The 12,987-nt window shown below is 61.4% G+C and carries 12 protein-coding genes; 6 read left to right on the forward strand and 6 right to left on the reverse strand.

Annotated features, from left to right (window positions below):
- Positions 1 to 3: 3 nt before the first annotated feature.
- From AC1D06_RS09400 to AC1D06_RS09415, 4 genes are read right to left on the reverse strand one after another with little or no spacing between them, the layout of a single operon-like run.
- Positions 4 to 750, reverse strand: a complete 747-nt coding sequence (locus tag AC1D06_RS09400) for an N-formylglutamate amidohydrolase (protein WP_477986008.1) — start codon at positions 748 to 750, stop codon at positions 4 to 6.
- 2 nt (positions 751 to 752) lie between these two features.
- Positions 753 to 2,075, reverse strand: a complete 1,323-nt coding sequence (locus AC1D06_RS09405; RefSeq protein ID WP_477986009.1) for a type I glutamate--ammonia ligase — start codon at positions 2,073 to 2,075, stop codon at positions 753 to 755.
- Positions 2,072 to 2,719 carry a cysteine hydrolase family protein gene (locus tag AC1D06_RS09410; protein ID WP_477986010.1) on the reverse strand — a complete coding sequence of 216 codons (648 nt, stop codon included), beginning with the start codon at positions 2,717 to 2,719 and terminating at the stop codon, positions 2,072 to 2,074. The genes AC1D06_RS09405 and AC1D06_RS09410 overlap by 4 nt, the downstream gene beginning before the upstream one ends.
- A 4-nt stretch (positions 2,720 to 2,723) precedes the next feature.
- Positions 2,724 to 3,647, reverse strand: coding sequence for a MurR/RpiR family transcriptional regulator (locus tag AC1D06_RS09415; RefSeq protein ID WP_477986011.1), 924 nt, complete (start codon positions 3,645 to 3,647; stop codon positions 2,724 to 2,726).
- 235 nt (positions 3,648 to 3,882) lie between these two features.
- On the opposite strand from AC1D06_RS09415, the gene AC1D06_RS09420 reads away from it, so the two are divergent.
- The 6 genes from AC1D06_RS09420 (at position 3,883) to AC1D06_RS09445 (ending at position 11,353) form a co-directional block, all read left to right on the forward strand.
- Positions 3,883 to 4,860, forward strand: a complete 978-nt coding sequence (locus AC1D06_RS09420) for an ABC transporter permease (RefSeq protein WP_477986012.1) — start codon at positions 3,883 to 3,885, stop codon at positions 4,858 to 4,860.
- Between the two features lie 46 nt (positions 4,861 to 4,906).
- Positions 4,907 to 5,932, forward strand: a complete 1,026-nt coding sequence (locus AC1D06_RS09425) for a sugar ABC transporter substrate-binding protein (RefSeq protein WP_477875992.1) — start codon at positions 4,907 to 4,909, stop codon at positions 5,930 to 5,932.
- A gap of 276 nt (positions 5,933 to 6,208) precedes the next feature.
- The gene (locus AC1D06_RS09430) at positions 6,209 to 8,332 is read left to right on the forward strand and encodes an ABC transporter permease (RefSeq protein WP_477986013.1); all 2,124 of its coding nucleotides are present in this window, start codon (positions 6,209 to 6,211) and stop codon (positions 8,330 to 8,332) included.
- Positions 8,329 to 9,417, forward strand: coding sequence for a hypothetical protein (locus tag AC1D06_RS09435; protein WP_477986014.1), 1,089 nt, complete (start codon positions 8,329 to 8,331; stop codon positions 9,415 to 9,417). Before AC1D06_RS09430 ends, AC1D06_RS09435 begins: the two co-directional genes overlap by 4 nt.
- Before the next feature lies 1 nt (position 9,418).
- A complete protein-coding gene (locus AC1D06_RS09440; RefSeq protein ID WP_477986015.1) occupies positions 9,419 to 10,927 on the forward strand; it encodes a sugar ABC transporter ATP-binding protein in 1,509 nt (502 codons plus the stop codon).
- A gap of 18 nt (positions 10,928 to 10,945) precedes the next feature.
- Complete coding sequence (locus AC1D06_RS09445; protein WP_477986016.1) at positions 10,946 to 11,353, forward strand: carboxymuconolactone decarboxylase family protein; 408 nt, start codon at positions 10,946 to 10,948, stop codon at positions 11,351 to 11,353.
- Between the two features lie 28 nt (positions 11,354 to 11,381).
- Here AC1D06_RS09445 and phnF read toward each other — a convergent pair whose 3' ends face one another.
- Both phnF and AC1D06_RS09455 read right to left on the reverse strand, forming a co-directional pair.
- On the reverse strand, positions 11,382 to 12,113 hold the full coding sequence (gene phnF / locus AC1D06_RS09450) for a phosphonate metabolism transcriptional regulator PhnF (RefSeq protein ID WP_477986017.1): 732 nt from the start codon (positions 12,111 to 12,113) through the stop codon (positions 11,382 to 11,384).
- A 271-nt stretch (positions 12,114 to 12,384) separates the two neighbouring features.
- Positions 12,385 to 12,981 (reverse strand): TetR/AcrR family transcriptional regulator, encoded by a 597-nt coding sequence (locus tag AC1D06_RS09455; protein ID WP_477986018.1) that lies wholly within the window; start codon positions 12,979 to 12,981, stop codon positions 12,385 to 12,387.
- Positions 12,982 to 12,987 lie beyond the last annotated feature (6 nt).

Consider the following 12,987-nt stretch of genomic DNA (forward strand, 5'->3'; position numbering starts at 1 on the left):
GCGTTATGCCAGGGCCATGGCGAGGCGCTCGGCCCATTCGGCGATTCCCGTTTCGTCGCGCACCAGGTCCTGGCGGATTTCGATGAGGATTGCCGGATAGCCGCGATCGTCGCCATGCACCGGCACGGCATAGTCTCCCGCTCTGTCGACCGTATAAGGCTCGTTGGCGCCAACGATCAGCGAGCGGTCCTGGCTGAGCCGGTTGATTGTCTCCTCCGCAAATCCTCTTGATTTGTCGAACAGAACGCCCGCGTGCCACGGCCTAGCCTTTCCAAAGAAAACCGGTGTGAAGGAATGGATGGTGACGATCCGTGTGGCCCGCCCGAGCCTGTCCCGCTCGTCAAGATGCGCCTGCACGCGTGCGTGAAAAGGTGCAAAGATTCGATCGATCCGGCGCCGTCTCTCCGCCGACGGCAAAGCCTCATTGCCTGGAATATCGGTCGCTTCCGAGCGCACGGGAATGCTGGTCGGGCTGTCGAGCGGCCGGTTGAGGTCGATCAGCATGCGAGAATAGGTACCGAGAAAGCAGATCGCATCCAGCCGCTGCGAAAGCGTTCGCGCCACGGCCTCCGCCCCGATATCCCAGGCAATATGACGACAGAGTTCCTCCGGCGGCAGGCCGAGTCCGTCATATTCGATCGGGATATGATTGGAGGCGTGCTCGCAGATCAGCACGATATCCGAGGCGCCGGCCTCGTTGAGCATCGTGACCGCCGGCGGCCAGTCCGACCCGTTGAGCGGCGCGGTCATCGTCAATAGACTTCCCGGTAGCGTTCGCAGATCGCGGCATCGTCGAGTCCGGCCAGCGCCTTCATCTCCTCCGACTTTACCCCGACAAAACTTTCAAGGAAGAGCGGCGCGAACCAACCGCGGACGGTGGCATCGGCTTTCAGCGCGTCGAGTGCGGCAGGCAGGCTTTCAGGCAGGCGGATCAGGCCTTTTTCCGCCCGTTCTGACTCGCTCATGATCGAAGGATCGCCCGAGACGATCGGCGGCGGCGGCAGCTTTTGCTTCAACCCGTCCAGCCCAGCGCGGACGATGGCCGCCAGCGCCAGATAGGGATTCGCCGTCGCATCGGCGGCGCGGTATTCGATGTTGAAACTCTTCACCGGATTCCGGCCGCCGATTGTCACCGTCGGGCAGATGCGCAAGGTCGCCTCGCGGTCCCTGTCACCCAGCCAAGTATAGGACGAGCTCCAGCTGTGCGGCTTCAGGCGATAGTAGGAAGAAACGCTCGATGCCGTCAGGACCGTCATCGCCGGCAGATGCTTGATTACGCCGGCGCAGAACGCAGCGGCCGCCGCGGACAGGCCCGCCGGGCCGGCGTTGTCATAGGTCGCCGGCTCACCTTTGCTGTCGATGAGGCTGAAATGGATATGCACGCCATTGCCGACCGAATCCGGCGCGGTCTTGGGCGCGAAGCTTGCCTTCCAGCCACGGACCCGGGCGATCTCGCGGGTGATTTCACGGATCGCAACGGCGCGATCGGCGGCCGTCAGCGCGTCGGCCGGTGCATGCGTCACCTCGAACTGGTCGATGCCGAATTCGGCGATGATCACTTCCGGCGAAACGCCCGCTTCGGTCAGCGCCGCCATCAATTGCGACGCGAACGGATCGGCCCGGCGCAGTCCTTCGAAGGAGAGCACATGTGCGGGCGGCAGGTTGGCGCCGAAAACCTGGAATTCCTGCTCCACGGCAGCCAATAGCGATAGCCCTGTCTCAGCCTTGAGATCGGCCAGCGCATCGCGCAGCATCGTGCGCGTGCAGCAGGACCAGGGCGTGCCGTCGAGCTCGACCAGATTGCCGGGTACGAGGTCGAAGGCGGTCGCCGCACCGGTCTTTTCCGTGCGTAAGCGGGCGTCCAGGTCCGGGATCAGCCGAAGATCGCCCGACGAACCCCAGGGATTGGGATCGGCGATCGAATTGAACGGCGTCAGCGACACATTGGCCTGCAGCCAGCCGATGCCGGTTTCGCTGAGCTTGTCCAGCCGGCTTGTGGAGACGAAGCGGCCCCTGGTCACGGCGGAAATGTCGGTGGTGACGATGCCGGTCAACGGTTCGTAGAGCTCACTCATGCCGCTCTGCTCATCGCCTGCATGCGGCCGACCACCGTGTCGGTGTCGGCAACCCAGCAATAGCCGCCGAACGCCTTCAGCGCTCCCTCATGCCGTTCCCCAGAGGCGGCGCAGCAGGCGTCCGAGACGCAGGTGACGTAATAGCCGCGATCGGCGGCATCGCGCACCGCCATGTCGACGCATTGGTCGGTCATGATGCCGGTGATGATCAGGTAGCGGATGCCGAGATTCTTCAGGAGATAGTCGATATTGGTCGAGTTGAAGACGCCCGACGACGTCTTGGGGATCAGGATCTCGTCGCCGACCGGGGCGAGATTATTGGGCGGCAGGCCCTCCGGCAGCGACGGCGCGATATGGATCGGCGTCAGCTTGTGATCGAGCGAGCGGTCGCGGCCATCTTCAGTGAGGCTCTGGATGATCGTGTGCATCACCTCGATGCCGCTGGCGCGGGCGGCAGCCAACAGGCGCTCATTGTTGGGAATGGTGGTCGAGGCCGTGGTTTTGTAAAAATAGTGTTCTGGCCCGCGCTCGGGATGCGACGGGTCGAGCCCCGGCTCCAGCCAGATGCGCTGCATGTCGACCAGGAGCAGCGCTGTCTCGCCGGGACTATAAGGCGCGTCGCGGCGCATCAGGGGTGGTGTCATAGTGTCATCCTTTGACGGTCTTGGGTCCGGGAAAATCGCGGATCGAGGTTCCCGTCATATTGTCCATCGCCTCGTGGTCGAGCGTCACGGCATTGGCGTGACGGATCGTCTCCAGTGTCTCGATGCGGTTGCGCATCGCCTCGTCCATGCCGGCAAGGATATGGGCGACGAAGGCTTCCAACTGCGCCAGCGCCGGCGCCAAAGTGTCATAGGGTGACGCGGCCTCGACGGGGCTGGTGATGGTCACTTCGGCAATCTCTGCGATCGGCGACAGCCAGGGATCGGTGAACAGCACAATGCGGGTGCCACGCGCAGCGGCCTGTCGCGCGAAGGCGACAATGTCGTTCTGATAGCGCCGATAGTCGAACACGACCAGCACGTCGCGTTTGTCCATGTCGATGAGTGTGTCGAAGGCCTGCGGCGAGAGGGGGCCGAGGTCGCGGACACCGGGCCGGAGCTGCGCAAGATAGCCGGCCAGCATGCCGGCCAGATACCGGCTGAAGCGGCCGCCGAGCAGCGTCAACGGCAGGCGGCTATCGGTCACCAGCTTCGCCGCGCGGTCATAGGTTGCCGCGGGCGTCGTCAGCATTGCCTTGTCGATACAGCCGGCGACCGAATGCAGATAGGCATTGATGGCATCGTCCTCCGCCGACCCGCCGTGACGCTTGGTCTCCATCATCAAAAGCGGAGAATGCAGTCGCGCCTCGACCTCGGCCAGAAGTTTTGCCTGGAAATCCGGATAGCCCTGGAAGCCGAGTTTCATCGCCAGCCGCACCACTGTCGGATCGCTGACGCCGGCGCGCCGGGCGAGCCCGGTGGCTGTGCCGAGCCCCGCCGTCGGATAGTCGGCAAGCAGCACCTGCACGATCTTTTCCTCTGACGGCGTCAGGGAAAGGCTGCTCTTCAGCAAGAGGTCGCGCAGGCTCACCCCTGCCCCCATAGTTAGACCCACGTGAAGAAAGACTTACAGACAAAACACTTCTCGTCAATCGTGAAGAATTGTTGACAGAGAGGTAAATCTGGCATTTACTTTCGCGTAACGCAGCGAGAGACTGTCCGGAACAGCACGCGATCATTGGTTTTTCCGCCATTTCGCCGATGGACGCGAAGCGCGTTTCCGCGCCTTTTGCTGCAGTTGAGCCGTTGGGGACAGGGCCGGTCGCATGCAGTGGATGAACCTCCGCAATCTGAGCCAGGAGAAGATCGTCTTCGCCATCGCGGTGATCATCTTCATTGCCGCCTCCATCGGTCTGCCAGGCTTTTTCACCTCGGAGAATATCGTCGCCATCGTCCGCTCGGTCTCGGTGCTCGGCATTTTGGCGCTCGGCATGGCGATCGTCATTATCGGCCGCGGCATCGATCTCGCCGCCGTGGCGATCATGGCCATGTCGGTGGCCTGGTACCTGCAGCTGCTCAATGACGGCACGGCCGATGCCATCGCCCTGCCGACGGTTCTGGCTGGCGTGCTGTTCATCGGCCTGCTGAATGGCTTTCTCGTCGCCTATGCCGATGTGCCGGCGATCTTCGTGACGCTCGCCAGCGGTTCCTTCGTCTTCGGCTATGTCCGCTCGCAGCTGATCGCGCAGGACGCAGTGCCGGTGCCGCCGGGGCACTGGATCGAGCTGTTCGGCGGCGTGCGCTATTTCAACATTCCCGTCGAAGTGTTCATCTTGCTGGCGCTGGCCTTCCTGATCTTTCTCTTCCTGCGCTTCACCAAATTGGGCCGCTATGTCTATTATGCCGGCGACAATCCGGTTGCGGCGCGCAATGCCGGCATTCCGGTGCGGCCGATGCTGGTGCTGCGCTATGTCATCTCGGCGCTGATCGCCTTTCTCGCCGGCCTGCTGACGGCGGCGAGCCTGCATTCGATCAACACCCGTGTGGTCAATTCGACGCTGCTCTATGACATCGTCCTGGTGGCTGTCATCGGCGGCATCGGGCTTTCGGGCGGCAAAGGCAGCGTCCGCAATGTGCTGTTCGGCGCGGCGCTGATCGGCATCATGCTCAATGCCATGACCATTATCGATATTCCGCTGATCTACCAGAACCTGATCAAATCGACGATCCTGCTGGCCGCGATCATCATGGACGGCGTGCTCAATCCGCGCGACGAGCAGACGGCGCAGCAGGGAGACATCTAGCAATCGCACCCGGCCGAGGCCGGACCGCAACAAGGAGAGGACCGACATGAACTATTGGAAGACCATATTGGCGGCGACCGCCGTGCTTGGCATTTCGCTCTCGGCCACCGTCTCGACCAAGGCTGCTGACGATCCGGCACCGGCGGCCTATTCATCGGCGCTCAAGGGCAAGCGCATCGTCATGGTGCCGATGGCTATGGGCTTCGACCTCGCCCAGGGCTGGTCGGCGATCATCCAGCGCGAGGTCAACGCCTTCGGAGGCAAGTTCGAAACCCGCGATCCGAATTGGAGCGTCGAGGCCGGCGCGCAGGCAATCACCGAAGTGATCTCGTCGGACAGCAAGCCTGACGTGCTGATCGTCATGTCGCCGGACCTCAACTCCTATTCCAAGCTGATGAAGAAGGCGCAGTCGGAGGGCATTTTCGTGCTCCTGATCGACAACCCGGCCAACTTCAAGGCCGATGCCTATGTCGGCGGCGACTGGACTGAACTCGGCCGTCTCGAAGCCGAAGCCGTGGTCAAGGGCTGCGGCCCGAACTCCTCCAAGAAGATCGGTCTCGTGCAGGGCGATGAGGTCAACGCCACCAGCCTGTATCAATATGCCGGGATCATGGAAGTGCTGGCGAAACATCCAGATTTCCAGGTCGTCGCCAAGCCGGATTCCAACTGGGATGCGACCACCTCGCGCAACGTGACCACGACCATGCTGCAGCAGCATCCGGACATCTGCGGCATTATCGATTTCTGGGATGGCGACGCCACCGGTGCCTCGGCGGCGATCCGCGACGCCAAGCTGCAAGGCAAGGTCTTCCTGGTGACCACCGGCGGCGGCGAGAAGACTGCCGATTGCGATCGCATCGCCGATGGCACCTATGGCGCGGTTGTCATGACCGAACTCGCCAAGGAAACCAACAACATGGTGTCGGTGATCAAATACCTGCTGCAGAGCGGCCAGAAGCCCGCGACAGCCTCGCCCTATATCTACACACTGATGAAGTCGACGACGAAGGAGAATCTCCGGCCCGACAGTTGCTGGGATCTGAAGGCGCTGCAGGCTGAAGCGAAGCAGTAGGCCTTGGCATCCGGCTCGCCCCCTCATCCGACCCTTCGGGCCACCTTCTCCCCGAGGGGAGAAGAGGGAGCGAGCGGCACCCTTCCCGTCCGGATCGCAACATCGATATTGTTGCACTCATCCTCTGCGCCAATGGTTGGCTGATGCGGTCCGGCAAACGCCCTCTTCTCCCCTCGGGGAGAAGGTGGCCCGAAGGGTCGGATGAGGGGGCTCTCTCCACTCGTCGAGCGGGCATCCTCCCGCTCGACCCAATCAAGCAGCATGACGCGGTGGCCGATGTCCTTTCGTGAACGCCTGCAAGCCTGGCGATACAACAATATTCCCGATCATCTTATCGGCGAGATCCTCACCAAGCGCTGGACGGACAATGCCATTCCGTTCATCGCGCTGGTGATTGTCGTTGCCAGCTTCGGCACTGCCATCCCCGGCTTCTTCAAGCTCTATTCGCTGCAGGAATCGACCCGCCAGCTCGGCGAATTCTCGATTGTCGTCACCGGGTTGACTGTCGTCATGCTCGGCGGCGGCATCGACCTGTCCGTCGGCTCGATCTTCGCGCTCTCGTGCTTCGCCGCCGTCGGCGTGTTCATGATTCTCGACCAACCCGTCTGGCTGGCATTCATCGCGGCACTGGCGACCGGCGTCGCCTTTGGCGCCATCAACGGCTATCTCGTCGGCTATCTGCGCCTGCGCGCCTTCCTCACCACGCTCGTCACCTTCATCATCGGCCGTGCGATCTTCGATATCCTGGTCGTCAACTATGGCGCAGCGATCCAGACCTCGATGGCCTCCTCCGACATCTGGGATTTTGTCGGTGACAGTACCGTCTATGGCTTTTCCATCCCGGTGATCGCGGCGGTCGTCATCGCCATCCTCACCCATATCGCGCTGACGCGGTCGCGGCCGGGCTGGCATGTGCTCGCCGTCGGCGGCTCACGCCGGTCGGCCCACAATGCCGGCATCAAGGTGCGGCAAACCGTCTTTATGACCTATGTATTTTCCGGTCTCTGCGCCTCGATTGCTGGCTTCCTGATCGCCTGCCGGCTTTCGGGCGCCGGACCAGGCACAGGTCTCAATCTCGAAATCCTGGCGCTGACGGCGGCGGTGGTCGGCGGCAATTCGCTCGGCGGTGGACGCGGCTCGGTGGTCAAGGGCATGATGGGCGCGATCATCGTGCTGGTAATGACCAATGGCCTGATCCGGCTAGGCTATGGCACCGGCACGAACCAGATGGTGCTGGGTATCATGCTGGCGGTTGCCGTGACGATCGACATCCGCTGGCTGAAGAACCGCCACAAGGTGCTGAACGAAGTCTACGTCGCCCCAGTCTATCTGAAGATGGGCGAGACGCAATCGGCCGAACCGAATTCCGGCACGCCTTATGCGCTCAACAATGCGATTTCGAGGACCGACTATATCGGTCTCGGCGAACTCGAAGGGCCGGAAGACGTCATTCTCGACCGCAACGACCATCTTTATTGCGGCACACGGCATGGCGAAATCATCCGCTTCTTCGCGCCGGATTATGTCAAGTCGGAAGTCTTCGCCCACGTTGGCGGTTTCCCGCTCGGGCTTACCTTCGACAAATCCGGCAATCTGATCTCGTGCGTCGGCGCCATGGGGCTCTATTCGATCTCGCCCGATCGCGAGGTGAAGAAACTGTCGGCCGAGACGCGGCGCAGCTGGACCTCCGTGGTCGACGACGCCCGGCTGCGCGACCCGAATGACTGCGACATCGCCCCCGATGGCCGCATCTATTTCACCGACTCGACCAAGCGTTACGACGCGCATGACTGGGCACTCGATTCGATCGAAAACCGCGCCACCGGCCGCTTGCTCGTTTATGACCCGAAGGACGGGACGACGAAAACCCTGCTCGACGGCTACCGCTATCTCAACGGCGTCTGCATCGCCCATGACGGCAAGTCGCTGTTCGTCGCCGAAAGCTGGGCCTGCCGCGTACACCGCTACTGGCTGGAAGGGCCGAAAGCCGGCATGGCCGAATGCGTGATCAAGGACATGCCCGGCTATCCCGACAATATCAATCGCGCCTCGGGCGGGAAATACTGGATGGCGTGGCTCGGCATGCGCACGCCGAGCTTCGACCTGTCGCTGCGCCATCCCGGTTTTCGCAAACGCATGACCCGGCGCCTGCCGCAGGACGATTGGCTGTTTCCCAACATCAATACCGGCGGCGTGGTGAAATTCGACGAAGCTGGCCAAATCGTCGGAACGCTGGGCGATATGACCGGTGTATCGCATCCCATGGTCACCTCGATGCGCGAGCACAAGGGGTATCTCTTCATCGGCGGCATTCTCAACAACCGCATCGGCAGGTTCAAGCTGCCGGAGGCCGATCCGGACTGGGTCGGCCCGGCCTCCTATTGGGGAGCGGCGAAATGATCTTCGATCCGATCCTCGATCTTTTCCGCGGCAAGGCGGTGACCATTCCGCCGCTCGATGGTGCGTTCCGGCCGAACACGATACTGGATGAGGCGGAGGTGGTCGCCGAGCTCGAAGCGCCGGATGATATGGCTTACGACTACGATGATGAGGCCGTGTTCATCTCCAGCGGCAACAACCTCTGGCGGATGAAGGCCGATAAGCCGGCAAACCTTTACCAGACGTTCCCCGCCCCGATAACTGCGGTGGATACCGGCCATCATGGCGCTCTCGCAGTTGGACTCGAAGACGGCACGCTGCTTGTGAATGGTGTCGCAGTCGAAAAACCCGACGAGATCAAATGCATCACCGCCCTGAACTTAAGCGCGACCAACAACCGGCTTTATCTCACGAACGGTTCGAGGGACGTCAGCCCGTCGCGCTGGTCGCGTGATCTTCTGTCGCACGGCAGGAGCGGTTCGATTTGGTTCATGGACTTGAAATCACAAGATTTTCATAAGATTGCCGATGGGCTTGCCTATCCCTCCGGCCTCGACATCACATGGGGCGGTACCGGAAAGGACAGGATTGTCGTCAGCGAAAGCTGGAGGCGGAGGTTGATCCAGATCGATGACAGGACGAGCGACCAAAAGACTTTGACCGATAATTTGCCGGGTTATCCCTCGCGGATGGCGCCAGCTATCTATGGCGGCATGAGCCTTTGCATCTTCGCGCCAATGAACCGTTTGATCGAGTTCGTCTTGCAAGAGGATGACTATCGGCAGGCAATGATGGAGGAAGTGGCGGAAGAACACTGGATAGCGCCGGCCTTGTCGTCGGGTCGCTCCTTCCTTGAGCCGCTGCAATGCGGCGCCATTCGCAGCATGGGCGTACATAAGCCTTGGTCGCCCAGCCGGTCCTACGGCATGATCGCACAACTCGACGACGACTATCAGCCGGTCTCCAGCATCCATAGCCGAGCCAATGGTTCACGCCATGGGATCACGGGCGTCATTCACCTGAAAAATGCCGGGGACATCAGATGTTACGCCGCGTCCAAGGGCGGCAACTGCGTTCTGTCCATCGACTTGAACAAGGGGGCATGAGATGAGCGATAACAGCGACATCATCATCCGCCTCGAAAACGTCACCAAAGCCTATCGCGGTGTCCCAGCCGTCAAGAGTGTCAGCTTCGATCTGCGCAAGGGCGAGATCCATGCGCTGCTTGGCGAAAACGGCGCCGGCAAGTCGACGCTGACGAAAATCATTGCCGGCGTGGTTGAGATGACGTCGGGAAAGATGTTCCACCATGACAAGGAGATTGCCTACGCGACGCCGCATGCGGCGCTCAACGCCGGCATTGCCATGGTGTTTCAGGAAACCAGCTTGGTGCCGTCGATGACGGTGGCGCAGAATCTCTATCTTGGCTCAGAAGCTTTCCTCAATCGGCTGCGCGGCATCTATATTTCGGCTCAGCAATTCCTGCAGTCGCTGAATTTCCCGGTCGATCCGACGGCCATGGTCGAAACGCTTGGGGCGGCGAAGAAGCAGATGGTCGAGATTGCCCGCGCCGTCCAGCACAATGCCGAGATCATCATTTTCGACGAGCCGACGGCGACATTGACGCCGGAGGAGAAGCGGCATTTCTTTGCGCTGGTTCGCCGGCTGAAAGCGCGCGGCGTGTCGATCGTCTTCATCAGCCATGCGCTGGAAGAGGCGCTGCTGCTGTCCGACCGGATCACCATTCTGCGCGACGGCGAACTGGTGGCATCCGGGCCGACCGCGGATTTCGACCGGGAAAAGATCATCGCCGCCATGGTCGGCCGCACGCTGTCGGGCGCGCTCTACCGCCAACGCGATGCCTCCACGATCCGGAAGCCGGGCAAGAAGGTGCTGTCGGTGCAGGACATTTCGATGAGCAATGTCGTGCGCAACAATTCCTTTTCGATTTTCGAGGGCCAGATCACCGGCGTCTTCGGCCTGATCGGCTCGGGCCGCACCGAGACCTTCAAGGTGGTCGCAGGCATCTATAAGCGCGACTTCAACCGTGGCGGTACGATCGAGCTCGACGACAAGCCGGTGCGCTATTACGTGCCGCGCGAGGCGGTGGGTGACGGCATCGTCTATGTCACCGAGGATCGCAAGAGCGAAGGCTTTTTCGAGACCATGTCGATCGCCGAGAACCTGTTCGGCGGTCTTCTGGCGGCCGGTCGCGAGAAAAGCACGGTCATGAGCGTCAAGGAGATGCATGCGCTCTCGGCCGAATGGTCGAAGGCGCTCAATATCCGCGCCATCAACGACAATGCCCGGGTCGTCGAACTTTCCGGCGGCAACCAGCAGAAAGTGGTGATCGGCAAAGGGCTAGTGCAGAAGCCGCGCCTCGTCATCTTCGATGAGCCGACGCGTGGCGTCGATGTCGGCGCCATCGCCGAAATCCACCAGATCATCAATGGACTGGCGGACCAGGGGCTGGCGGTGGTGGTGATTTCCTCCTATCTGCCAGAGATCATGAACCTGTCGGATCGCATTCTGGTCTGCCGGCAGGGGCGGATCGTCGAAGAATTCTCGCCGACGGAATCGACGGAAGAGAAGATCATGTATGCGGCAGTTCACTAGCTGCGAGAAGGAATAGCCATGTCCACCGTAAAACTCCTGACCGACATTGAGATCGATGCCACTCCTGCGGCCAAGGCGGTATTTGACGATATCCGCGCCACGCGCAAATCCGATTTCGTCAACAATTTCTGGCGTGGGCTGGCGAATGACCCGCCGCTGCTCAAGCGCACCTGGGAAGGGCTGAAAGCGGTGATGGCGACGGAAGGCGCGCTCGATCCGCTGACCCGCGAGATGATCTATATCGCCGTCTCGACCGCCAATTCCTGCAGCTATTGCGTCCATTCCCACACCGCCGCCGCACGAGGCCGCGGCATGACGGATGCGCAGCATGCCGAACTGCTGGCTGTGATCGGGCTGGCCGCCCAGACCAATCATCTGGTCACGGCGATGCAGATTCCCGTCGATCCGGAATTCCAGGTAGGTTGAATTTGGTACTAGAGTAGAGCGAGCCGTTTCAGTCCTTGCCAACCGTGAAGGTCACCCGCTCCGACGACCAGACCGTTTCGCCATAATTGAAGGGCATGCCGTTCTGGTCGATGTCGACTTTGCGGACGATCAGCACCGGCGTCGACTTCGGCTGGCGTAGCAGGCGGGCTTCGTCGGCGGTCGGCAAGCGTGCCTCTATCTCTGTGACCAGTCTGTCATAGTCGCGGATGCCGTAGGTGGCGAACGCCGCGGTCACGGTCGGAAAACATTCGCGTGCCTTGTCGAAATCGGGAAAGCGCGCCGCTGGATAATAGGAATCACCGATCTCTACTGGAATGCCGTCAGCGGTCGACACGACGACGCGATGGATAACGGCGGCGCCGAGCGGCAGCCTCAGCCGAACCACGACATGCCGCGGCGCCGGGATGATTTCATGCACCAGCAATTCACCGCCGGGCTCGAAACCCTGTTCGATCAGGTTCTTGGAAAACCGGGTCTTCTTCGAGAGCGGATAGTCCAGCATGCCCTTGTGCACGAAGGTGCCGCGACCCTGTTCGGCGCGCACCAGACCACGCGCCTCGAGATGGGCGATGGTCTGCCGGATGGTAAAACGGCTGACATTAAAGCGCTGCATCAGCTTGGTCTCGGTCGGCAATTGCTGGCCGGGTCGCAGGGCGCCGGATTCGATCTCGTTTGCCAACAGTTCGGCGATCTGGTGCCAGAGCGTGCTGCCGGCTTCACGGTCGATTTCTGCTGTCATCTCGCCCTCCATGCCGGGGCAATCGCCTATGGAAAGGCCCTCTCTGGCCTCCTGAGTTCATCGAAGGGCGGCCATCTCTCCCACAAGGGGGAGAAGACTCGCGGCACTCTCCTTGCCTCAATCAGGGCACGGCGGAGCCGCAAGTTAAGCCCCTCTCCCTTGCGGGGAGGGATTTTGGTACCAAAGACGAATGCCTGCCCTTTAAGTTATGGCGAAGCACATACGACGGTTCCATGACAACCATATGAATTCGTCCGGACGACTGGAGGAATTATGCGGCGGCCACAATATAGGCGCCGGCCATCTTGCGCACCTCTGCAATCTGCCTCTCCGCATCCGCCCCGCCCTTGTCGGCAAGGGGGGGAACTGATTTCAGCAGGTGCAGGATCACCGAGCCCATCGCCGTCGCATGCTCCTCGGCGAGGCGATTGTTTTGCGCTTTCAAAGCCTTGGCGATCCGCTCGATCGAGCCGTTGCGCAGCGCGCCACGGCGGCCGGAGGCATCCTCCTGATGATCGACCAGCGATACGGCCACGGCACGGTCGCCGCGCAGCGCGATCATCAGGTCGATGAAGCGGTTGGCAAGCTGTTCGCCGAAAAGCTGATGGCTGTCGCTGATGATTTCGTCGAGCCCTTCGAACAGCTTTTCGGCGTAACGCATGATCAAGGCGTCGGCGAGCGTCTCCTTGGTCGGGAAGAAGCGGTAGAGCGAGCCGATCGCGGTGCCGGAGCGGGCTGCGATCTCCGTCATCGTCGCTGCATCATAGCCCTTTTCGGCGAAAAGTTCGGCGCCAGACTGCATGATGGCATCGACGCGCAGGCGGCCTCTCGCCCTTTTCGGCGCCACGGCTGATATCACTGTTGACATTTGCGA

Source organism: Rhizobium sp. P2_G2 (genome assembly GCF_056403555.1).

What these genes read in the sequence shown, in the direction of transcription:
- AC1D06_RS09400 (WP_477986008.1), bottom strand. Translation starts at nt 750, where the DNA reads ATGACCGCGCCGCTCAACGGGTCGGACTGGCCGCCGGCGGTCACGATG.
- AC1D06_RS09405 (WP_477986009.1), bottom strand. Translation starts at nt 2,075, where the DNA reads ATGAGTGAGCTCTACGAACCGTTGACCGGCATCGTCACCACCGACATT.
- AC1D06_RS09410 (WP_477986010.1), bottom strand. Translation starts at nt 2,719, where the DNA reads ATGACACCACCCCTGATGCGCCGCGACGCGCCTTATAGTCCCGGCGAG.
- AC1D06_RS09420 (WP_477986012.1), top strand. Translation starts at nt 3,883, where the DNA reads ATGCAGTGGATGAACCTCCGCAATCTGAGCCAGGAGAAGATCGTCTTC.
- AC1D06_RS09425 (WP_477875992.1), top strand. Translation starts at nt 4,907, where the DNA reads ATGAACTATTGGAAGACCATATTGGCGGCGACCGCCGTGCTTGGCATT.
- AC1D06_RS09430 (WP_477986013.1), top strand. Translation starts at nt 6,209, where the DNA reads ATGTCCTTTCGTGAACGCCTGCAAGCCTGGCGATACAACAATATTCCC.
- AC1D06_RS09435 (WP_477986014.1), top strand. Translation starts at nt 8,329, where the DNA reads ATGATCTTCGATCCGATCCTCGATCTTTTCCGCGGCAAGGCGGTGACC.
- AC1D06_RS09440 (WP_477986015.1), top strand. Translation starts at nt 9,419, where the DNA reads ATGAGCGATAACAGCGACATCATCATCCGCCTCGAAAACGTCACCAAA.
- AC1D06_RS09445 (WP_477986016.1), top strand. Translation starts at nt 10,946, where the DNA reads ATGTCCACCGTAAAACTCCTGACCGACATTGAGATCGATGCCACTCCT.
- phnF (WP_477986017.1), bottom strand. Translation starts at nt 12,113, where the DNA reads ATGACAGCAGAAATCGACCGTGAAGCCGGCAGCACGCTCTGGCACCAG.
- AC1D06_RS09455 (WP_477986018.1), bottom strand. Translation starts at nt 12,981, where the DNA reads ATGTCAACAGTGATATCAGCCGTGGCGCCGAAAAGGGCGAGAGGCCGC.